Consider the following 22,633-nt stretch of genomic DNA (forward strand, 5'->3'; position numbering starts at 1 on the left):
GGCATTTTTATTTTGGGGGAAATGTAAAATTTCACATACCGTATTTTATATAAAATACATAAAGCATATAACAATAGAAAAGTGTGTACTTTGCTGTGTATGTACTTGTCAATCTTGCATAGCCACTATACTATTAAAATGTAGAGATTATAAAAAGGGGTTGTATCTATCATGAAATTTGAGATGCACACAAAAATTATTTCAAATGAAAAAGAAGTAAGATTACATATTGAAGAAAATATATTTCAATTAATATTGGATGGTTACCACTTATTTACAATTAAAGAAATATTGCCTTTATATAAATCAAATGAAGAAAGAATTGGAAGTGCAACGATATTGAAACTAGAGTGGGAGAACGGAAAAACTACAATAAACTATCAACTCGTTTCACTAAAATCAGTAAATTAAAAGGAGTAGAAAAATATGAAGTTATTTCATACAGCGGATTGGCATTTAGGAAAGCTTGTTCATGGCGTGTATATGACTGAAGACCAAAAGATTGTATTAGATCAGTTTGTACAGGCTGTTGAAGAAGAAAAACCAGATGCTGTAATTATTGCAGGGGATTTATATGACCGAGCAATTCCACCTACAGAAGCAGTAGACTTATTAAATGATGTGCTGCAAAAAATAGTTATTGATTTACAAACACCAGTTATTGCAGTAGCTGGTAATCATGATAGTCCGGATCGTATCCATTTTGGAAGTAGTTTAATGAAAAAACAAGGATTACATATTGCAGGTCAATTTCAATTCCCGTACGAACCTGTTGTACTAAATGATGAATATGGAGAGGTTCACTTCCATCTAATACCGTATGCAGACCCAAGCATAGTTAGACACGTGTTGAAAAATGAAGACGTACGTTCTCATGATGATGCGATGCGCATTTTTATGAATGAGCTCTCTGAAACGATGGATAAAGAAGCTAGACATGTATTTGTTGGACATGCATTTGTAACTTCTTCAGGAGAAGCGGAGGAGAATACAAGTGATGCAGAACGACCACTTTCAATTGGTGGTGCTGAATATGTAAATAGTCATTATTTTGATAAGTTTCATTACACAGCGCTTGGACATTTACATCAAGCGCATTTTGTACGTAATGAGACCATTAGATATTCAGGTTCACCACTTGCCTATTCAATTTCTGAAGAGAAACATAAAAAAGGTTATTACATTGTAGAACTGAATGAAACTGGTGAAGTAGCAATTGAAAAAAGGTTACTTTCACCACGTCGTAAAATGCGAACAGTAGAAGCGAAAATAGATGAATTATTACAGCATCCAGTAAGTGAAGATTACGTATTTGTAAAATTATTAGACGAAAACCCTGTCTTACAGCCAATGGAGAAAATACGATCTGTATATCCAAATGCAATGCACGTTGAAAGAGCGATGCAAAGGCGAGAACTCACAGATACAAATGAAGTAACGGTTTCAAGACATAAAACGGATGATTTATCTCTTTTAAAGGCTTTCTATAAAGAAATGAAAGGGTTAGATTTATCAGAAGAGAAAGAACGCCTATTTATAGATGTATTACAAACAGTGCAAGAACGGGAAGGTGAACGAGGATGAGACCGATTCAGCTTATTATGACAGCATTCGGGCCATATAAACAGAAAGAAGTAATCGATTTTGAAGATCTTGGAGAACATCGTATTTTCGCTATTTCTGGGAATACGGGAGCTGGAAAAACAACGATTTTTGATGCGATTTGTTATGTGTTATATGGTGAGGCTAGTGGAGAAGAACGTAGTGATACGAGCATGCTTCGAAGTCAATTTGCTGATGATAATGTTTATACAAGTGTTGAATTAACCTTTCAGTTAAAAGGGAAACGCTATGAAATAAAACGGCAACTTGGACATAAAAAACAAGGGAATAAGACCATTACAGGACATGCAGTAGAATTATATGAAGTTATTGATGGAGAAAACGTTCCAGCCGTCGATCGTTTTCATGTAACAGACGTAAACAAAAAAGTGGAAGATTTAATTGGGTTAAGTAAACATCAATTTAGCCAAATTGTTATGTTACCCCAAGGGGAATTCCGAAAACTATTAACATCTGAGACGGAAAACAAAGAAGAGATTTTACGTCGTATTTTTAAAACGGATCGTTATAAATTAATGCGTGAGTTACTTGATCAAAAGAGAAAACAATGGAAAGATGTCTTGCAAGAAAAACAAAAAGAGAGAGAGCTCTATTTCCGTAATGTTTTTAAATTACCAATCCGTGATGGAGCATTATTAGAGACATTAGTGGCACAAGAACATGTAAATACGCATCAAGTAGTAGAAGCGTTAGAACAAGAAACAACCGTGTATAAGGCAGAGGTTGAGCAATTACAAGTAGAACAAGATGTTCAAACGAAGCAATTAAAGGATGCAGAAACACGTTTTCATGCAGCAAAATCTGTAAATGAGAAATTTATAGATTTACAACAAAAGAATGAGAAATATAACACTTTACAAGAGAACCGTGCAGCAATTGAAAAGAAAGAAAAATCCTTTAAACGTGCGGAACAAGCAAAGCGCTTATTACCATTTGAACAATGGTATGAAGAAGCGATGGAAAATGAGCAGAAAGCTGAAAGTTTGTTAAAACAGATAAGCGTCAAACAAGAACAGATAATGAATAGCTTTGAACTTGCTCAGGAGAAGTATGAAGTAGTAAAGAATAAAGAAGCTGAGCGAGAAGAGGCTAAAAAACTTGTTCAAAGATTAGAAGAGTTACAAGCGATTATTGAATCATTAGCTGAGAGAAAGCTGAATTTACAAAATACCGAAATCCAAATAGGGAAATTAAAAGAAAGTATGCAAAAGTTAGATCAACAACTAGAAGAGCATACAAACAAAAAACAGAGAATGTCTGATGAATTGCAGCAATTAGAACAAGCACTTGAGCAATATGTAGCTAAAGTAGAAGAACTAACGAATATGCGAGAAGATGCAAAAGTTTTAAAGCAAGCATATGATGTTTGGCAAGAAAAACAAAAATTCGAGCAAGAAAAAGAAGCGGCAAATAATAAAATGCAAGTGGCAGTTCGTGCATATGAAAACATGGAGCGCCGCTGGTTAAGTGAACAAGCTGGTATATTAGCTCTTCATTTACATGACGGTGAATCTTGTCCGGTATGTGGTAGTACGAATCATCCGCAAAAAGCTACAGAGCAAAGTAATGCGATCGATGAAAAAGAGTTAAACGATTTAAGAGATAAGAAGAACATTGCTGAAAAATTACATGTGCAAGTAGAGGAGAAATGGAATTTCTATCGACTACAATATGAACAAGTGATAGAAGAAGTTGTGAAGCGCGGCTACAACTCGGAAAAATTAGCTGAAACATATAGTGCACTTGTTCAAAAAGGAAAACAATTAGCTGCAGACGTTAATACGTTAAAAGCAAGTGAAGAAACACGTAAGCAGATTGCTGCGAACATGAAAAGCGTAGAAGAAAAAATAGAAGAACTTCAGAAACAAAAACGAGAAGTGGAAACAATGCAGCACCGTACAGAAATGGAGTGTATGCAACTTCGTACGTCATATGAACATGATAAACGAAATATTCCAGAAAACTTACAAACAGTACAAGCTTGGAAAGCACAGTTTGACCAAGCTATGCAGGAACTTAGGTTAATGGAGGACGAATGGAAGAAAGTGCAGGAAGCGTATCAGCATTGGCAAAATGAAAATATACGTATTCAAGCAGAACAAAAAGGTGCTTCTAATCAATTTGAAAGTGCAAAATTAAAGAAAGAAGAGACTTTCGCACGCTTTATGAAAGAGCTAGAACAAAGCGGGTTTACAGACGAATTCACGTATAAAGAAGCCAAATTAAGCGATCACGAGATGGAAATGTTACAAAAAGAAATTCAAGGTTATTATTCATCGCTTGAAGTGCTTGCAAAACAAATTGAAGAGTTACAAGCTGAATTAAAAGATAAAGAGTATATGGATATTACAGCGTTAGGTGAACACATAACAGAATTACAAATTAATCTCGATATCATTAAAGAAAAACGTCAACGTGCGCAAAATGCGGTAACATATATTTCTGATTTACATGAAAACATTAGACGTATTGATGAGCAAATTCATGAGGAAGAAAAAGCTTTCCAAGAACTTGTTGACTTATATGAAGTAATGAAAGGTGATAACGAGAGCCGTATATCATTTGAACGTTACATCTTAATTGAGTATTTAGAACAAATTGTTCAAATTGCAAACGAACGATTACGTAAATTATCAAACGGACAATTTTATTTAAAACGAAGTGAACGAGTTGAAAAGAGAAATCGTCAAAGTGGATTAGGCTTAGATGTGTACGATGCATATACTGGCCAAACACGCGATGTAAAAACACTATCCGGCGGAGAGAAATTTAATGCATCACTTTGCCTAGCGCTAGGAATGGCAGATGTCATTCAAGCATATGAAGGTGGTATTTCCATCGAAACCATGTTCATCGATGAAGGGTTCGGTTCATTAGATGAAGAATCATTAACGAAAGCAGTAGACGCCTTAATTGACTTACAAAAATCAGGCCGATTTATCGGTGTCATTTCACACGTACAAGAGCTGAAAAACGCAATGCCAGCTGTATTAGAAGTAACGAAGCAGAAGGATGGGTGTAGTCAGACTAGGTTTGTGGTGAAGTAAGCTTAGAAAATGGAGTAGGGAATCTATCGATACTTTTAGTGTCATATGTATGAATAATAAAACGTCGTCTCTTCATTGGAGGCGACGTTTTATTTTATAAAATATCTATGAATTATCTGTAGAAGGCGGCGTATTCTCCAAACGATTATAAGCTTTAAAAGCTGAAATTGCCGATATAACCCCGCCTACTAAAAATAAAGTCGATCCTCCAACTAAGATGATACGACTGACATATGTTTCCCGTGCTTCTTCGACTTCTTCTTGTAACGCTGTAGGCATATGAATCCCCCTTTATAAAAGTTGTGTTATCTCGCTATTTGCCGTGCAGTAAGACCCACATCTAAAAATTCAGGGGAAGCAAAGAATTTAGGTGGGGCCCTGCTGCCCGTAAAAGCCCGATTGGTGAGGGCTGATAAGCAGTGGGGGATGAACAAAAGCCCCACTGATTAAAGTTTCACTTTATAAATAGTATATACAAACGCCTAAAATGTGTTAAAATAACTGATGATTTTACGCAGTGAGTAATTAGATGAGTAGGATGCGAGTGGCTAAGTAAATCTTCATCACAAATTTATGTGAACTTCACATAGAGCACATATTAACATTGTATTATGTATATGTACCAAATAAATAAATAAATAAAGTGAATGTAAGTTCTGTTTTCAAAAATTTAAAATCCTTTTATTTCTATATGAAAGTTTTAATCAAGGGTTTTAAAAAATTTGGAAATAGATCTTATGAATATGGAATTCATATAAAAGGGGAATGTCTTATGACAACATATACGAGTGAAATGAGAAAAACTTTAGTTTCAGAAGAAGATGTAGATATTTTAAAAATTATGGCGCATCCAATCAGACTGCAAATTGTAAATGAATTAAGTACGAGAAAAACTTGTAATGTAACACAATTAACAGAGTTACTGAATATTCCGCAATCTACTGTTTCACAACATTTATCAAAAATGAAGGGTAAAGTGTTACGAGCAGAGAGAAGAGGTTTAGAAATTTATTATCATATTAACAATTTAAAAGCGAGTAAGATTGTTAATGTTTTAGGGTATATAAACTAGTGAAATATTTTTATATAAAATAGCCCCTGCTGTTGAGCAGGGGCTATTTTGTGTTGTTTTATGTATTTGTATTTAAAACTTTATAGTTTTTATGATTTACAATTGTTCGATCAAATTCAAAAGTACCACCGCTTACATTTGTAATTTCAACTAAGACCGATTCAGTATAAAGTTTTAATACAGATCCTGTAATCTTTAAATTATTTCGTTGAAAAAGTATAGTATCCCCTACGTTTGCTTTCATAGTACCTCCTCATTAAAGACAGAAATATTTTTTTATTATATATATTAAACCACGGATAGATATATTAGTGAATATTTAGTTTTATTTATTGGGAAAAAATTTGTTCTCTAATAGAAGAGTATAAAGTACTCTTATGTTAAAAGTTATATTTTATTTAAGTTTATCCCGCTATTTGCTGGGCAGTAAGACCCCCACCTCAAAATTCAGTGGAAGAAAAGAAGTTAGGTGGGGGCCCTGCTGCCCATAAAAGCCCGATTGGTGAGGGGTGATTAAAGTTTCACTTTATTATAAGTAAATTGTTTTCAGCATTAGCGAAACAATATTTCTATGTAAATACTGCAGGGAAGCAAATTATTCAAAAAACAGACACTATGTAGCACAAAACGTAAAGTAGATAAGTAAAGTTTTTTTCAGGAGTATAAGAAAAATATACGTTTATTAATAAGATCTCTAATTGGTAAAATTCCAATTAAAAACATAGAAAAACTTTAATATAAAAAGGTAATCAATTAAAAATGGAGAAGTAATATATACGAAAGGAGAGATTTATATGAATAAAGGGAAAAAACAAGTTAGTCAACTTAGTTTTCTGGTGAATTTTATGAACGACAAGGGGAGTCTTGTGAAAATTTAATAGTATTATAGTATCCCCTTGTGAAAAAATGGTTGGGGGAATATATAAATGATAACAGAAATGAATATTAAAGTAGTTTGTGAAGAATCGTTTTCAAAAAGAGAAATAAAAATTTTAGAGACGTTTCTTTCAACTTTATCGGGGCATTCTAATGCTCTCGTTACAAAAGAGGGGATGTTTTTAAACCCATTAAGTAAAGAGAAGAGTGTGATTTATTATCACAACTTTGTATTTGTAAAATCACTTACAGAAGAAATGTGTGCAGAATTAAAAGAAGTTTTAACAAGACGTATTAAAAATGCTTTCATTATGATGGAATTTGTAGAGCCAATTGTTACATTTGAAGAAACAATTATAAACGTATAAAAAAAGTCAGGCTTATGAATTGACCTAATAAAACCGTCTCTTTAATAAATAGTAAAGAGACGGTTTTATTGTTTCACTTTTAAAAAAAGAGTTCAAAAATAAATGTAAATCGATCTTATACAAAAACTACTTATTAAATAAGTGTTACGTATTTAATAAGTAGTTTTTGTATTTCATCCTTCGTTTTTTGTAACTGATTCTACGTTTTTGACGCTCTGTCTTGTAAGTGCTTACATAAACAAAAACATCTTATACAATGAAGGTGTCAAATCAAAAGAGGTGACCAAAATGAACATAAAAAAAGTAAATTTAGCGAATAGCATTGAAATAGAAAGAGGAGGCGGAAAGGTATGAAAAAATCAACTGTTAATCCATGGTTTGTTGTCCTTGGCACAGTTATAGTACAAATGGGGCTTGGGACGATATATACATGGAGTTTATTCAATCAGCCTTTAGTTAGTAAATACGGTTGGAGTCTTAACGCTGTTGCGATAACTTTCTCAATTACTAGTCTTTCTTTAGCATTTTCAACTTTATTTGCGAGTAAATTGCAAGAAAAATGGGGACTTCGTAAACTTATTATGATAGCTGGATTAGCATTAGGACTAGGATTAATACTTAGCTCACAAGCATCCTCATTAATATTACTTTATGTACTAGCGGGAGTTGTTGTAGGTTATGCAGATGGTACAGCATATATCACTTCACTATCAAATTTAATAAAGTGGTTTCCAGAGCGTAAAGGTTTAATTGCTGGTATTTCTGTCTCTGCATATGGTTCAGGTAGCTTAATCTTTAAATACGTTAACGCACAGTTGATTGAATCAGTTGGTGTATCGCAAGCATTTATATACTGGGGTTTAATTGTTACAGCTATGATTGTAATTGGTGCTTGTTTAATCCATCAAGCTGCAGATCAAGGAGCAGTTCATGAAACAAAAACTAAGGAATACACAACGAAAGAAATGTTAGGCACAAAACAAGTATACTTATTATTTATCATGTTATTTACATCATGTATGAGTGGCTTATACTTAATCGGTATGGTAAAAGACATTGGTGTTCAACTTGTAGGACTTAGCGCAGCAACAGCAGCTAATGCGGTGGCTATGGTTGCAATCTTCAATACATTAGGTCGTATCATTTTAGGACCGTTATCGGATAAAATTGGGCGTTTAAAAATCGTTACTGGTACTTTTGTTGTTATGGCGAGTTCAGTCTTAGTTCTAAGTTTTGTAGATTTAAATTATGGTATTTACTTCGTATGTGTAGCAAGTGTAGCGTTTTGCTTTGGTGGAAATATCACTATTTTCCCAGCTATTGTTGGTGATTTCTTCGGTATGAAAAACCATAGTAAGAACTACGGAATTGTGTATCAAGGATTTGGATTTGGGGCGCTTGCAGGTTCCTTTATCGGTGCACTTCTAGGTGGATTCAAACCAACGTTCATGGTGATCGGTGTATTATGTGTCGTGTCATTCATTATCGCAATTTTAATTCAAGCACCTAAACAGAAAAAAGAACAAGAAGAAGAGTATCGCAGCGTAGCATAAGTATACAAATCTTCTATAACACTATGATTACGAAAAAGCATCCTATTCTATTAATTAGGATGCTTTTTTTATGAGTTATTTTAACAAGGTTAAATTACTTTTGTGATTTTTATAGATGTAAAAGTGAGTGGAATACCCATTTGGATTATATTGGAATATGATAAATTGATACATCATATTCGAAATATATATTAAATCTTAAATGATAAAGAAGACATTCATTAGTATTTGTAAGATATATTTTCAGAAAAATATTGAGAAAATATATACTTGAGTTTTTCATAAAGCATTGTAAATGAACGTATCTCTAGTTTATCTTCTTCAATTTTAAAAAGAGGAGTTTGAATTTTATTTATAATATAAGTACATTTAATGCGTTTAGGTATGATTTTATTAAGAAGCATTAAAATACTTTATCTGAAAAATAAAAAAAGATTGACAAGTTTATTGAGAAACATTATCATTTCGGTGTAAGATAGTAAATGAAAAACATTATCAATAAAATGGATTTTAAAGTAATGCGCACTTGACCAATTAGTTTAGTAAGTGTATTATTTTTTACAACATGAATGATAATGAAAATCAATATCATTTATGTTACTTAATGAAATTAATGTTTATGTGAAAGGATAGAGAAAATGAACTTAGGGGAATTTGATGGGCAAACAGTTTTAGTAACAGGTGCAGCACAAGGCATAGGCAGTGTTGTTGCCAAAATGTTTTTAGAAAGAGGAGCCACAGTTATTGCGGTCGATCAAAATGAAGAGGGGTTAAATGTACTCTTAAATCAAAATGAATTAAATAAAACACGTATGAAAACGTTTCGTTTAGATGTGAGTAATAGCGCTGCTGTTGAAGACATGGTAAATCATATTGCAAATGAAATAGCGCCAATAGATATTTTAATAAATGTTGCAGGGGTTTTACGTATGGGACCAATTCATTCGTTAAGTGATGAAGATTGGAATAAAACATTCTCTGTAAATACTACAGGGGTTTTCAATATGTCCCGAGCGGTAAGTAAAAATATGATGTTAAGAAAATCAGGGGCAATTGTTACAGTCGGTTCAAATGCGGCAAATACGCCGAGAATGGAGATGGCTGCGTATGCTGCGTCAAAGGCTGCAACGACGATGTTTATGAAATGTTTAGGACTAGAGCTTGCGGCATACAATATACGCTGCAACTTAGTTTCTCCAGGTTCTACTGAAACTGAGATGCAAAGATTACTATGGGCTGATGAGAATGGAGCTAAAAATATAATTGCTGGTTCTCAAAATACATATAGACTCGGAATTCCATTACAAAAAATTGCACAACCTTCAGAAGTTGCTGAAGCCGTGTTATTTTTAGCCTCAGATAGAGCAAGTCATATTACAATGCACAATTTATGTGTCGATGGCGGTGCTACGTTAGGAGTTTAATCAAAATTCAGGAGGTTATTATATTATGAATGAACATATAGCTGTAAAGGAATTGTCAGAAAAACTTTTAGGAGATTATAAGACTGAATCTTCATTCTTTTTTGCTTCACCAACTCGAACGATATTAGCAGAAGGAGAGTTTACTACAGTAAAGCATCGTGAAATTGAAAATTTCCCAGAGCTTGTGCAAGCGACATTAAGTAATGCGAAACAAGCTGGAAATCCAAATCCTATCGTTGTGGGTGCTTTGCCATTCGATCGTAGAAAAGAAGTCCAACTTATCGTACCAGAATATAGTAGGATTTCTGAGCGTTTACAATTGGATACAACAAATCAGCTTGAAACAAATGAGAACGTAACATTTGAAATGACGCCAATGCCAGACCCTGAAGTTTATATGAATGGTGTGAAGCAAGGAATTAAAAAAATACAGGACGGTGATTTAAAGAAAATCGTTCTATCTAGATCGTTAGATGTTAAATCTTCGGAAAAGATTGATAAGCAAAAACTTCTGCGAGAATTAGCAGAGCATAATAAGCATGGTTATACATTTGCTGTGAATTTACCGAAAGATGAAAAAGAGAACAGTAAGACGCTAATTGGAGCAAGTCCTGAATTACTTGTTTCACGTAATGGTATGCAAGTTATTTCTAACCCGTTAGCTGGTTCAAGGCCACGTAGTGAGGACCCAGTAGAAGATAAAAGAAGAGCAGAGGAATTACTTTCTTCTCCAAAAGATTTACATGAACATGCGGTAGTAGTGGAAGCGGTTGCCGCTGCACTTCGTCCGTATTGTCATACATTACATGTTCCAGAAAAGCCATCAGTTATTCATAGTGAAGCGATGTGGCATTTGTCTACAGAAGTGAAAGGTGAACTGAAGGATCCAAATACTTCTTCTTTACAATTAGCAATTGCCCTTCATCCTACGCCAGCAGTTTGCGGAACTCCGATGGAAAAAGCAAGAGAGGCTATACAGCATATTGAGCCATTTGACCGCGAGTTCTTTACAGGAATGCTAGGATGGAGCGATTTAAATGGAGATGGAGAATGGATTGTTACAATTCGTTGTGCTGAAGTACAAGAAAATACACTGCGTTTATATGCAGGAGCTGGAGTTGTTGCTGAGTCAAAACCAGAAGATGAGTTAGCAGAAACATCAGCTAAGTTCCAAACAATGCTAAAAGCTTTAGGGTTAAGAGATAGTTCACTTAATGAAAAATAGGGGGAAGAAAGAATGCTAGTAGGTTATACAGAATGGCCAAAAGAATTTGCCGATCGTTACCGAGAAGAAGGATGTTGGCTTGGTGAAACATTTGGAGGAGTGTTAAGAGAGCGGGCTGAGAAATATGGAGATCAAATCGCGGTTGTAAGTGGTAAGAAGCATATAACATATAGTGAACTTAATAAAAAGGTAGATCGTTTAGCAGCAGGTTTACTGAATTTAGGAATAAAGAAAGAGGACAGAGTTGTAATCCAGTTACCTAACATTATCGAGTTTTTCGAAATATGTTTTGCACTATTTCGAATTGGAGCGCTTCCTGTCTTTGCACTGCCGTCACATCGAAGCAGTGAAATTAGTTATTTTTGTGATTTTGGCGAGGCGAGCGCTTACGTTATTTCAGATAAGGCTCTCGGTTTTGATTATCGAAAACTAGCAAGAGAAGTGAAAGAGAAAGTGCCAAATTTACAACATGTAATTGTAGTGGGAGAAGAAGAAGAGTTTGTGAACATAAATGATCTGTATATGGATCCCGTCTCATTACCAGAAGTTCAGCCAAGTGATGTTGCGTTTCTCCAATTATCAGGAGGCACAACAGGTCTTTCTAAATTAATTCCTAGAACACATGATGACTATATTTATAGTTTACGTGTTAGCGCTAAAATTTGTAATTTGAATGCAGAAAGCGTCTATATGGCAGTTCTTCCAGTAGCACACAATTACCCAATGAGTTCTCCAGGGACATTTGGAACTTTCTATGCGGGTGGAAAAGTGGTATTGGCAACTGGTGGTAGTCCAGATGAGGCATTTGCTCTTATCGAAAAAGAAAAAGTTACAATTACAGCGCTCGTTCCGCCATTAGCAATGATTTGGCTTGATGCTGCATCTTCTCGTAATACCGATTTATCGAGCCTAGAGGTTATTCAAGTAGGTGGTGCTAAGTTTAGTGCTGAGGTAGCAAGACGTATACGCCCTACATTTGGATGTACGTTACAGCAAGTATTCGGTATGGCGGAAGGATTAGTGAACTATACAAGATTAGACGATCCGGAAGAAATTATTATTCATACACAAGGTAGACCAATGTCTGCACTCGATGAAGTACGAGTTGTTGATGAAAATGACAACGATGTACAACCGGGCGAAGTAGGTAGTTTATTAACACGAGGTCCATATACAATTCGTGGTTACTATAAAGCCGAAGAGCATAATGCACGATCATTTACAAAGGATGGGTTTTATCGCACAGGTGATCTTGTAAAAGTAAATGAACAAGGATACATCATTGTAGAAGGAAGAGATAAAGATCAAATTAACCGTGGTGGTGAGAAAGTTGCTGCGGAAGAAGTTGAAAATCATCTATTAGCACACGATGCGATCCATGACGTAGCAATCGTATCTATGCCTGACGATTATTTAGGTGAACGCACCTGTGCTTTTGTTATAGTTCGCGGACAAGTTCCGGCAGTAAGTGAATTAAAAATGTTTTTAAGAGAACGTGGTATAGCGGCTTATAAAATTCCAGATCGAATTGAATTTATTGAATCATTCCCGCAAACAGGAGTCGGAAAAGTCAGCAAAAAAGAACTACGTAAAGTCATTGCTGAAAAACTTATTACAGTAAAACAATAATAAAAATCGGAAGGAAGTGATTAGATGGCCATCCCATCTATTTCAGTATATAAAATGCCAATTGAATCAGAACTACCAAAAAATAAAGTGAATTGGACACCAGATCCGAAACGTGCAGTACTTTTAATTCATGACATGCAAGAATACTTTCTTGATGCATATAGCGATAAAGAATCACCAAAAGTAGAACTTATTTCAAATATTAAAATGATAAGAGAAAAATGCAAGGAACTTGGTATACCAGTTGTTTATACAGCACAACCTGGTGGGCAAACGTTAGAACAACGAGGTTTATTACAAGACTTTTGGGGTGACGGTATACCTGCTGGACCAGATAAAAAGAAAATTGTTGATGAACTTACTCCTGATGAGGATGATATATTCCTAACAAAATGGAGATATAGTGCATTTAAAAAGACAAATCTATTAGAAATTTTAAATGAACAAGGAAGAGATCAACTCATTATTTGCGGTATTTATGCGCATATTGGCTGTCTTTTAACAGCTTGTGAAGCATTTATGGATGGTATAGAGCCGTTCTTTGTAGCAGATGCAGTTGCTGATTTTTCACTAGAGCATCATAAACAAGCATTGGAGTATGCATCTAATAGATGTGCAGTAACGACATCAACAAACCTACTGTTAAAAGATTTACAAAGTGTAAAAGATGATGAGAGTGAAGGAATTACTATACAGGAAGTGCATGAACTAGTTGCACAACTACTTCGTGAGCCAGTAGAGAGTATTGATATTGATGAAGGCTTATTAAATAGAGGGCTTGATTCGGTCAGAATTATGAGTTTAGTAGAAAAGTGGCGTCGTGAAGGGAAAGAAATCACTTTTGCAGATTTAGCAGAACGTCCAACTGTTGCAGGTTGGTACAGTTTACTATCTTCACAAACAGCACAGGTGCTGTAACAAATAGACTACATAATAAAGGGGTAGTAAAGAATGCCTAACAGTCAAAAGATTCGTCATTCGTTATCATCTGCGCAGTCTGGTATGTGGTTTGCGCAACAATTAGATCCGCTTAATCCAATTTATAATACTGGGGAATATGTAGAAATAAACGGAAATATTCATCAAGACATTTTTGAATTAGCTGTACGTAAAGTTGTAATGGAAACAGAAGCACTTCATGTTCGCTTCGAAGAGGATGAAATTGGCCCATGGCAAGTTATTGAAGAATCACAGTTTCATATGCATTTTATTGACGTTCGTAAAGAAGAAAATCCTGAAGAAGCTGCTAAAGTATGGATGAAAAATGATTTATCTATGCCAGTCGATTTGAAAAAAGATACTTTATTTACTGAAGCACTTATTCAAGTTGAAAATAATCGTTTCTTTTGGTATCAGCGCATCCATCACATTGTGATGGATGGCTATGGATTTTCACTTCTTAGCCAAAAAGTAGCGAATGAGTATACATCACTTATAGAAGAAACAAACAAGAATGAAAAACCATTTGGTTCTCTTGCAAAAGTCGTGCAAGAAGATATTGAGTATCGTGAGTCTAAACAATTTCAGGAAGATCGTACTTTTTGGTTAGAAAAGTTTGCAGATGCCCCAGAAGTTGTAAGTTTGGCAGAACGAGCACCGAGAACATCAAATGGATTTTCACGAGAAACAGCTTATTTATCTAGTTCTAGCACGAAAACTTTACTAGAAGATATCAATATTTCGTTAACAAGTTGGCCGGAATTCATTGTGGCTGTAACAAGTATTTATATGCATAAATTAACAGGTGAAAATGATATTGTTTTAGGTTTACCGATGATGGGACGTCTAGGTTCTGTATCTATTCATACACCAAGTATGGTAATGAATTTAGTTCCACTTCGTATTACAGTAACTCCAAATATAACTCTTGCGGAATTATTGCAGCAAGTTTCTAAAGAAATCCGAGATGTACGTCGCCATTATAAATACCGTCATGAGGAATTAAGAAGAGATTTAAAGTTACTAGGTGAAAATCAAAGGTTGTTTGGACCGTTAGTGAATGTTATGCCTTTTGATTACGGGCTTAATTTTGCTGGAAATCGTGGTATTACGCATAACTTATCAGCAGGACCTGTCGATGATTTATCGATAAATGTATATAAACGTTTTGATCAAAATGAGATAATGATTCATTTTGATGCAAATCCTGAAGTATATAATAACGCGGAGCTAGCATTGCATAAAGAAAGATTTATGAATCTATTTGAATTAGTAATAAATAATTATGAGAAAAACGAGTCGATTGGAAAAATAAACATTACTCTGCCTGAAGAAAATCATAAAGTTTTATTGGAATGGAATGAAACGAAGGAAGACGATGAATTAATCAGTCTGCCTATATCATTTGAAAAACAAGTGAAAAAAAATCCCAATAAACTAGCGATTACTTGTGACGGTGTAATCCTTACGTATAAAGAGCTAAATGAACGAGCGAATGAACTAGCACATTATTTAGTAGAAGAAGGAATACGACCAAATCAGTTTGTAGCTTTAGTATTCCCTAGATCAATAGAAATGGTAGTTAGTATGCTAGCAGTCTTAAAGGCTGGTGCAGCGTATTTACCAATAGATCCAGAATACCCAGCAGATAGAGTTACTTATATAGTAAATGATGCAAAACCAGTTTGTATCATAACACATTCATCTGTTTCATCTAAGTTAGTTATAGAAAAGGATATGAAAAAAATTGTATTAGATGACGAAGAAACGAAACTAGCGTTACATACATATTCTCGTATGAATATAGCATGTAAGAATGATGTATCACTGTTAAACCCAGCCTATACAATATATACTTCAGGCTCAACAGGAAACCCAAAAGGTGTAATTGTTCCTATGAGAGGTTTAAGTAACTTTTTAATGGCTATGCAACAAAAGTTTTCATTAAATGAAAATGATCATTTATTAGCAGTTACAACGTTTGCATTTGATATTTCTGCACTAGAAATTTATTTACCTCTTATTAGTGGTGCAAGTTTAACAATTGCGCAAAAAGAAGACATACAAGAGCCTTCTGCATTAACGACACTTTTACATGAAGAAAGAGTGACCATTATGCAGGCTACACCGACGCTTTGGCAGGCGTTAGTAACTGATTATCCAGAGAAGCTACAAGGGCTAAGCATACTTGTTGGTGGTGAAGCTCTTCCAGCGCATTTAGCAAATAAATTACGAGAATTAGGTTGCTCAATAACTAATTTATATGGACCAACTGAAACGACGATTTGGTCTACTTTCATGAACATTGATGAAGGTGAAAAGGGCATACCTCCTATTGGAAAACCAATTTGCAATACAGAAGTGTATGTATTGGATGCAGGGTTACAACCAGTGCCACCTGGAGTTATTGGGGAATTATATATTGCAGGGGAAGGACTTGCAAGCGGATATTTAGGAAAACCTGAGTTAACAGCTGAACGGTTTGTTGCAAATCCTTATGGAGAATCAGGGAAGCGCATGTACCGTACAGGAGATCTTGTGAAATGGCGTAGTGATGGTGCGTTAGAGTACATTAGTCGCGCAGATCATCAAATTAAAATTCGTGGATTCCGAATTGAATTAGCTGAAATTGAAACGGTATTACAACGACATGAAAATATTCAACAAGCGGTAGTAATGGTACGAGAAGATCGTGCAAATGATAAACGCATCATTGCGTATATCGTTGCAGAAGAAAAGGAACCGATTAATCTTTCAGAAATTCGTTCTTATGTTTCAGAAAGTTTAGCGAATTATATGATACCATCGACATTTGTTGTGCTAGAAGTATTACCATTAACGCCAAATGGTAAGGTTGACAGAAAGAAATTACCTGCTCCTGATTTTAATGGAATGAACAATGAGAGAGTTGCTAGAAATCCGAAAGAAGAAATATTATGTGATTTATTTGCAGAAGTACTTGGTGTTTCTCGAATTGGCATTGATGATAATTTCTTTGAAATGGGTGGACATTCACTTCTCGCATCTCGTTTAATGGCAAGAATTCGTGAAACGTTAAGTGTGGAATTAGGAATTGGGAAACTATTTGAATCACCAACTGTTGCCGAACTGGCGAAACAATTAAACCATGCAAAAAGCGCAAGACCAGCTATTCAGAAAGCAAGTAGGCCAAATGAAGTTCCACTTTCATTTGCACAGCGCAGGTTATGGTTCTTAAATTGTTTAGAAGGTCCAAGTCCTACTTATAATATTCCGCTAGTCATTCGTATGAATGGAATATTGAATCGGGAAGCATTACAAGGTGCTTTTTATGATGTAGTTGAGAAACATGAAACACTTAGAACAATTTTCCCTAACGTATTAGGTAGTTCCTATCAGAAAATTTTAGATATGGAAAACTTAAATTTAGAAATGGTTATAACTAATACATGTAAAGATGAATTAGAAAGTGTACTTTCAGAGGCGGTAAGATATAGCTTTAACCTCGATTTTGAGCCGGCAGTTCGTTTGCAACTTTTTACAATGAGTGAAAACGAACATGTATTATTAATTCTATTACATCATATTGTAGGTGATGGCTGGTCATTACAGCCGTTAACGAGAGATTTTACAGCGGCGTATAAAGCGCGAAGTCAAGGTGACAGAGTTCAGCTGGAGACACTACCAGTTCAATACGCAGATTATGCACTTTGGCAACAGCAATTGCTAGGTGATGAAACGACAAAAGAGAGTCTTATTTCAACACAATTAGATTTTTGGAAAGAAGAACTTAAAGGTTTACCAGACCAAATGGAGTTACCTACAGATTTCCAGCGTCCAATTGAGACGAGTTACCGCGGGGAAACAATTCATTTTCATATAGATGAAGGTATGCATAGTAGGTTAGTAGAGCTTGCACGTAAAAATGGAGTTAGTTTGTTTATGGTATTGCAAGCAGGGCTTAGTGCACTATTTACAAGATTAGGTGCAGGCACTGATATACCAATTGGAAGTCCGATTGCTGGAAGAAATGATGATGTACTTTCAGATATTGTTGGTTTATTTGTAAATACATTAGTGTTACGTACAAATACTTCAGGAGATCCAAGTTTTAAAGAATTATTAAATAGAGTGAAGCAGGTAAATCTTGCAGCTTATGAAAATCAAGATGTTCCATTTGAAAGGCTTGTTGAAGTATTAAATCCAGTACGTACTCGAAACAGCCATCCGTTGTTTCAAGTTATGTTAGCTTTTCAAAATACACCAGAAGCAACGTTTCATGTACCAGGTTTAGAAGCGAGCCTTGAAATTCAAAGCGTTGGTTCTGCAAAATTTGATTTAACATTTGAAATTAGTGAGAGTAACGGGGTTGATGGTACTCCGAACGGTTTACATGGATTACTAGAGTTTAGTACCGATTTATATAAACGTGAAACGGTTCAAAAACTAATAGAACGATTCATTTTGTTATTAGATGATGCAACTACAAATCCAGATCAATCCATTGGCAGATTAGAAATATTAACTTTAGCAGAGAAAAATACAGTGTTAGAAAAGTGGAATGGTGGTTTTCAAATTGCACCAGAAATGACATTGCCACAATTGTTTGAAAAGCAGGCTCATATAAATCCAAATTCTATTGCTGTTGTCTTTGAAGATAAGAAATTAACTTATGAAGAGTTAAATAGAAAAGCAAATAAAATAGCTCGATTCCTAATAGCAAAAGGGATTGGTCCTGATCAACTCGTTGCTTTAGCGATGCCAAGATCATTAAACATGGTTGTAAGCTTATTAGCTGTTCTTAAAGCTGGTGCTGGATACCTTCCGTTAGATCCAGATTACCCAGCAGACCGTATTTCATTTATGCTACACGATGCGAAACCATCATGTGTTTTAACGAATTCAGAAGTGGAAATTGAATGTAATGAGGCACTAAAAGTTTTAGTTGATGATGTGAAAGTAATAGCAGAGGTTGAGAAATATAGTGAAGACAATATTGATGAAGTGGAACGAATTAAGCCATTATCTCCATCACATATTGCTTACGTTATTTATACGTCAGGGTCAACGGGCAGACCGAAAGGCGTTATGATACCTCATCAAAATGTAGTGAGACTTTTAGGAGCAACTGATCATTGGTTCCAGTTTGACGGAAACGATGTTTGGACGATGTTCCATTCATATGCTTTTGATTTCTCGGTTTGGGAAATTTGGGGACCTTTATTATACGGAGGGCGTTTAGTTGTAGTCCCACATACTGTAAGTCGCTCGCCGAAAGAATTTTTACAGCTTCTTGTTAAAGAAAAGGTTACGGTTTTAAACCAAACTCCATCAGCGTTCTACCAATTGATGCAAGCAGATCGTGAAAATGAAGAGATTGGCCAAAAATTATCTTTACGATATGTTGTTTTTGGAGGAGAAGCACTTGAGCTAAGTCGCTTAGAAGATTGGTATAGTCGACATCCTCATAACGCACCAAAGCTTATTAATATGTATGGTATTACAGAGACGACAGTACATGTTAGTTATATTGAATTAGATGAAACTATCGTCTCTTTACGGGCAAATAGTTTAATTGGGTGCAGTATACCTGACCTTAAAGTGTATGTGTTAGACAACTATTTACAACCAGTCCCACCTGGAGTAGTTGGAGAAATGTATGTTGCAGGTGCAGGACTTGCGCGTGGATATTTAGGAAGAGCAGGATTAACGGCTGAACGCTTTATCGCAGATCCATTTGGCAAGCCAGGTACAAGAATGTATCGTACAGGAGACTTAGCTCGCTGGCGTAATGATGGGACGCTAGATTATATAGGACGTGCAGATCATCAAATCAAAATTCGTGGATTCCGAATTGAATTAGGAGAAATAGAAGCAGTCATAATGAAGCACCCTAAAGCTGAGCAAGTAGCCGTTATTGTACGTGAAGATCAACCAGGGGATAAACGGTTAGTTTCTTATATCGTTGCATCAAATAATGAAGCAATTGATACGAATGAAATGCGTCAGTTTGCTAGTGGTAGTTTACCAGATTATATGGTTCCATACGCTTTTGTAGTAGTAAATGAGTTACCTTTAACTCCAAACGGTAAATTAGATAGAAAGGCATTGCCAGCTCCAGCATTTATCGCATCATCTTCTAGTCGTGGTCCAAGAACACCGCAAGAAGAAATGTTATGTGACTTGTTTACAGAAGTGCTAAGTGTACCTCAAATTGGAATTGATGACGGATTCTTTGATCTTGGTGGTCATTCACTCCTTGCAGTGCAGCTTATGAGCCGCATGAAAGAGGCGCTTGGAGTGGAACTAAACATTGGTACTTTATTTGCAGCACCGACTGTTGCAGGGTTAGCTGAAAGACTTGAGATGGGGAATGGTCAAAGTGCACTTGATGTGTTGCTTCCATTACGAGCAAGCGGGGATCAATTACCACTATTTTGTGTACATCCAGCAGGTGGATTAAGTTGGTGCTATGCAGGACTTATGAAATCTTTAGGAACAGATTATCCAATTTATGGTGTGCAAGCACGTGGTATTGCTAAAAATGAAGAACTTCCAAAAAGTTTAGAGGAGATGGCGGCGGATTACTTGAAACACGTTCGTGAAGTACAGCCTCATGGACCATATCGTTTATTAGGTTGGTCGCTTGGAGGAAATGTTGTGCATGCAATGGCGGCGCAATTACAAAATGAAGGGGAAGAAGTAGAATTACTCGTTATGCTTGACTCTTATCCTGGACACTTCTTACCGAATACGGAAGCGCCTACTGAAGAGGAAGCGTTAATTGCATTACTTGCTTTAGGCGGATATGACCCAGATAACATGGATGGTAAACCACTTACAATGGAAAGTGCAGTTGAAATCCTTCGTAAAGATGGAAGTGCATTAGCAAGTCTTGAAGAAGAGACTATATTGAACTTGAAAGAAACATATGTAAATTCAGTAGGGTTGTTAGGGAAATATGTACCGAAAGTTTATAACGGAGATATCCTGTTCTTTAGATCTACTGTTATACCAGACTGGTTTGATCCTATTTCTCCAAATACGTGGCTAAATTATTTAGACGGGCAAATTGTGCAGCACGATATTGATTGTAGACATAAAGATCTATGTCAGCCAGGTCCGCTTACGGAAATTGGACAAGTATTAGCGAAATATTTGCAGAATAAGAAAGGGGTAAGTAGAGTATGACGAATCCATTTGAAAATGATAATTACACATATAAAGTATTAATAAATGAGGAGGGCCAGTATTCTCTCTGGCCTGCTTTTCTCGATGTACCTATTGGCTGGAATATCGTATATGAAGAAGCTAGTAGGCAGAGCTGCTTAGAATATGTTGAATATAACTGGAAAGATTTGAATCCAAAAAGTAATCAAGTTCGCGAAAAAACATTAGCAGGAAAACGATAATGAAAGAAAAACTAAATCCAAAAGTAGTTGTAAGTATCGTTTATATAACTGCGATGTTTATGGCTGCGATGGACGCAACGATTGTAAATGTAGCACTGCAAACGATAAGTAGAGAACTACAAGTACCTGCATCTGCAATGGGGACGGTTAATGTTGGGTATTTAGTTAGTTTAGCTGTTTTCCTTCCGATTTCTGGTTGGTTAGGAGATCGATTTGGTACGAAAAGAGTATTTTTAATTGCTCTTTTCGTATTTACAATTGCCTCTGCTTTATGCGGAATGGCTAACGATATTACTTCATTGAATATTTTCCGTATTATTCAAGGTGCTGGTGGAGGGCTTTTAACGCCGGTCGGAATGGCAATGTTATTTCGAACATTTTCACCAGAGGAAAGACCGAAGATTTCTCGGTTCATTATACTTCCAATTGCTGTAGCACCAGCAATTGGTCCTATCATCGGTGGTTTCTTTGTAGATCAAATGTCTTGGCGTTGGGCATTTTATATTAATCTACCGTTTGGAATCGTTGCATTGCTATTTGGACTTCTATTTTTAGCAGAGCATGTTGAAAAATCAGCTGGTCGCTTTGATTCGCTCGGCTTTATTTTATCAGCACCAGGATTTGCGATGCTCATATATGCGCTCAGCCAGGGACCATCAAAAGGGTGGATTTCTCCAGAAATTATGAGTACTGGGATAGCTGGGGGGGTATTCATTACATTGTTTATAATCGTAGAACTGAAAGTAAAGCAACCGATGTTAGATTTACGTTTATTAAAAGAACCAGTGTTTAGAAAGATGAGTCTTATATCATTATTTTCATCAGCTGGTTTACTAGGAATGTTATTTGTTTTTCCACTTATGTATCAAAATTTGATAGGAGTTTCCGCGCTGGAATCAGGACTTACGACATTTCCAGAGGCGATTGGATTAATGATTTCTTCACAAATTGTGCCATGGTCATATAAAAAATTAGGAGCGCGAAAGGTAATTTCTATTGGATTAATTTGTACCGTGGTTATCTTTGTTTTATTAAGTTTTGTAAATCACGATACGAATCCGTGGCAAATCCGCGCATTATTGTTTGGTATCGGTATTTTCTTAGGTCAATCTGTCGGTGCGGTTCAATTTTCTGCCTTTAACAATATCACGCCGCCTTCTATGGGGAGAGCTACTACTATATTCAATGTGCAAAATCGATTAGGTTCAGCAATAGGAGTAGCTGTTTTAGCTAGTATACTAGCTGGTTTTGGAAGTAATAACGCTCAATCCGATTTTTTACCATATCAAGCAGCATTAATTGGATCAGCAATATTTTTGCTCATAGCACTACTATTTTCTTTACGTATTTCCGATAAAGAGGTAATGTCAAAGAAGAAAGAAAAAACATTATCTGTATCAGAAAAAGAGAAAGTACTTGTCAATGAATAACAATATACGCATGCTTTCTTATGAAAATTGATATTCGTTGAATAAAGGAGAGTTTA

15 protein-coding genes are annotated in these 22,633 nt (G+C 35.6%); 13 read left to right on the plus strand and 2 right to left on the minus strand.

Going from position 1 to position 22,633, the window contains the following annotated elements:
- Positions 1–171 precede the first annotated feature (171 nt).
- From GD442_RS10995 to GD442_RS11005, 3 genes are read left to right on the plus strand one after another with little or no spacing between them, the layout of a single operon-like run.
- On the plus strand, positions 172–411 hold the full coding sequence (locus tag GD442_RS10995) for a DUF2584 family protein (protein ID WP_000667342.1): 240 nt from the start codon (positions 172–174) through the stop codon (positions 409–411).
- 15 nt (positions 412–426) lie between these two features.
- Positions 427–1,584, plus strand: a complete 1,158-nt coding sequence (locus tag GD442_RS11000) for an exonuclease SbcCD subunit D (protein WP_000765150.1) — start codon at positions 427–429, stop codon at positions 1,582–1,584.
- The gene (locus tag GD442_RS11005) at positions 1,581–4,670 is read left to right on the plus strand and encodes an AAA family ATPase (RefSeq protein ID WP_001247463.1); all 3,090 of its coding nucleotides are present in this window, start codon (positions 1,581–1,583) and stop codon (positions 4,668–4,670) included. Before GD442_RS11000 ends, GD442_RS11005 begins: the two co-directional genes overlap by 4 nt.
- 105 nt (positions 4,671–4,775) lie before the next feature.
- Here GD442_RS11005 and GD442_RS27720 read toward each other — a convergent pair whose 3' ends face one another.
- A complete protein-coding gene (locus tag GD442_RS27720; protein WP_001141668.1) occupies positions 4,776–4,949 on the minus strand; it encodes a hypothetical protein in 174 nt (57 codons plus the stop codon).
- A 493-nt stretch (positions 4,950–5,442) separates the two neighbouring features.
- Between GD442_RS27720 and GD442_RS11010 the strand changes: the two genes are divergently transcribed.
- Positions 5,443–5,742: an ArsR/SmtB family transcription factor gene (locus tag GD442_RS11010; RefSeq protein WP_000214801.1), complete on the plus strand. Its 300-nt coding sequence runs from the start codon at positions 5,443–5,445 to the stop codon at positions 5,740–5,742.
- A 58-nt stretch (positions 5,743–5,800) separates the two neighbouring features.
- Here the strand turns inward: GD442_RS11010 and GD442_RS11015 are convergent, their stop codons facing one another.
- Complete coding sequence (locus GD442_RS11015; protein WP_000646793.1) at positions 5,801–5,986, minus strand: YkvS family protein; 186 nt, start codon at positions 5,984–5,986, stop codon at positions 5,801–5,803.
- A gap of 682 nt (positions 5,987–6,668) precedes the next feature.
- Here GD442_RS11015 and GD442_RS11020 point away from each other — a divergent pair.
- The 9 genes from GD442_RS11020 (at position 6,669) to GD442_RS11060 (ending at position 22,577) form a co-directional block, all read left to right on the plus strand.
- Entirely contained in the window at positions 6,669–6,986 is a 318-nt protein-coding gene (locus tag GD442_RS11020) for a hypothetical protein (protein WP_000627302.1), read from the plus strand.
- Positions 6,987–7,336: 350 nt separating this feature from the next.
- The gene (locus GD442_RS11025; protein WP_000750111.1) at positions 7,337–8,539 is read left to right on the plus strand and encodes an L-lactate MFS transporter; all 1,203 of its coding nucleotides are present in this window, start codon (positions 7,337–7,339) and stop codon (positions 8,537–8,539) included.
- 638 nt (positions 8,540–9,177) lie between these two features.
- Positions 9,178–9,963: a 2,3-dihydro-2,3-dihydroxybenzoate dehydrogenase gene (dhbA, locus tag GD442_RS11030; protein WP_001048437.1), complete on the plus strand. Its 786-nt coding sequence runs from the start codon at positions 9,178–9,180 to the stop codon at positions 9,961–9,963.
- 25 nt (positions 9,964–9,988) lie between these two features.
- Positions 9,989–11,188 (plus strand): isochorismate synthase DhbC, encoded by a 1,200-nt coding sequence (gene dhbC / locus GD442_RS11035; protein WP_001002080.1) that lies wholly within the window; start codon positions 9,989–9,991, stop codon positions 11,186–11,188.
- 12 nt (positions 11,189–11,200) lie between these two features.
- The gene (locus tag GD442_RS11040) at positions 11,201–12,817 is read left to right on the plus strand and encodes a (2,3-dihydroxybenzoyl)adenylate synthase (protein ID WP_000960124.1); all 1,617 of its coding nucleotides are present in this window, start codon (positions 11,201–11,203) and stop codon (positions 12,815–12,817) included.
- Positions 12,818–12,841: 24 nt separating this feature from the next.
- Complete coding sequence (locus tag GD442_RS11045) at positions 12,842–13,735, plus strand: isochorismatase family protein (RefSeq protein WP_001007256.1); 894 nt, start codon at positions 12,842–12,844, stop codon at positions 13,733–13,735.
- A gap of 33 nt (positions 13,736–13,768) precedes the next feature.
- Positions 13,769–20,926 carry an amino acid adenylation domain-containing protein gene (locus GD442_RS11050; RefSeq protein WP_001133910.1) on the plus strand — a complete coding sequence of 2,386 codons (7,158 nt, stop codon included), beginning with the start codon at positions 13,769–13,771 and terminating at the stop codon, positions 20,924–20,926.
- The gene (locus GD442_RS11055) at positions 20,923–21,147 is read left to right on the plus strand and encodes an MbtH family protein (protein WP_000184055.1); all 225 of its coding nucleotides are present in this window, start codon (positions 20,923–20,925) and stop codon (positions 21,145–21,147) included. The genes GD442_RS11050 and GD442_RS11055 overlap by 4 nt, the downstream gene beginning before the upstream one ends.
- Entirely contained in the window at positions 21,147–22,577 is a 1,431-nt protein-coding gene (locus GD442_RS11060) for an MDR family MFS transporter (protein ID WP_000660188.1), read from the plus strand. The genes GD442_RS11055 and GD442_RS11060 overlap by 1 nt, the downstream gene beginning before the upstream one ends.
- Positions 22,578–22,633 lie beyond the last annotated feature (56 nt).

The sequence above is a fragment of the Bacillus sp. A260 genome (assembly GCF_009861435.1).
Classification (GTDB): Bacteria; Bacillota; Bacilli; order Bacillales; family Bacillaceae_G; genus Bacillus_A; species Bacillus_A cereus.

What these genes read in the sequence shown, in the direction of transcription:
- GD442_RS10995 (WP_000667342.1), top strand. Translation starts at nt 172, where the DNA reads ATGAAATTTGAGATGCACACAAAAATTATTTCAAATGAAAAAGAAGTA.
- GD442_RS11000 (WP_000765150.1), top strand. Translation starts at nt 427, where the DNA reads ATGAAGTTATTTCATACAGCGGATTGGCATTTAGGAAAGCTTGTTCAT.
- GD442_RS11005 (WP_001247463.1), top strand. Translation starts at nt 1,581, where the DNA reads ATGAGACCGATTCAGCTTATTATGACAGCATTCGGGCCATATAAACAG.
- GD442_RS27720 (WP_001141668.1), bottom strand. Translation starts at nt 4,949, where the DNA reads ATGCCTACAGCGTTACAAGAAGAAGTCGAAGAAGCACGGGAAACATAT.
- GD442_RS11010 (WP_000214801.1), top strand. Translation starts at nt 5,443, where the DNA reads ATGACAACATATACGAGTGAAATGAGAAAAACTTTAGTTTCAGAAGAA.
- GD442_RS11015 (WP_000646793.1), bottom strand. Translation starts at nt 5,986, where the DNA reads ATGAAAGCAAACGTAGGGGATACTATACTTTTTCAACGAAATAATTTA.
- GD442_RS11020 (WP_000627302.1), top strand. Translation starts at nt 6,669, where the DNA reads ATGATAACAGAAATGAATATTAAAGTAGTTTGTGAAGAATCGTTTTCA.
- GD442_RS11025 (WP_000750111.1), top strand. Translation starts at nt 7,337, where the DNA reads ATGAAAAAATCAACTGTTAATCCATGGTTTGTTGTCCTTGGCACAGTT.
- dhbA (WP_001048437.1), top strand. Translation starts at nt 9,178, where the DNA reads ATGAACTTAGGGGAATTTGATGGGCAAACAGTTTTAGTAACAGGTGCA.
- dhbC (WP_001002080.1), top strand. Translation starts at nt 9,989, where the DNA reads ATGAATGAACATATAGCTGTAAAGGAATTGTCAGAAAAACTTTTAGGA.
- GD442_RS11040 (WP_000960124.1), top strand. Translation starts at nt 11,201, where the DNA reads ATGCTAGTAGGTTATACAGAATGGCCAAAAGAATTTGCCGATCGTTAC.
- GD442_RS11045 (WP_001007256.1), top strand. Translation starts at nt 12,842, where the DNA reads ATGGCCATCCCATCTATTTCAGTATATAAAATGCCAATTGAATCAGAA.
- GD442_RS11050 (WP_001133910.1), top strand. Translation starts at nt 13,769, where the DNA reads ATGCCTAACAGTCAAAAGATTCGTCATTCGTTATCATCTGCGCAGTCT.
- GD442_RS11055 (WP_000184055.1), top strand. Translation starts at nt 20,923, where the DNA reads ATGACGAATCCATTTGAAAATGATAATTACACATATAAAGTATTAATA.
- GD442_RS11060 (WP_000660188.1), top strand. Translation starts at nt 21,147, where the DNA reads ATGAAAGAAAAACTAAATCCAAAAGTAGTTGTAAGTATCGTTTATATA.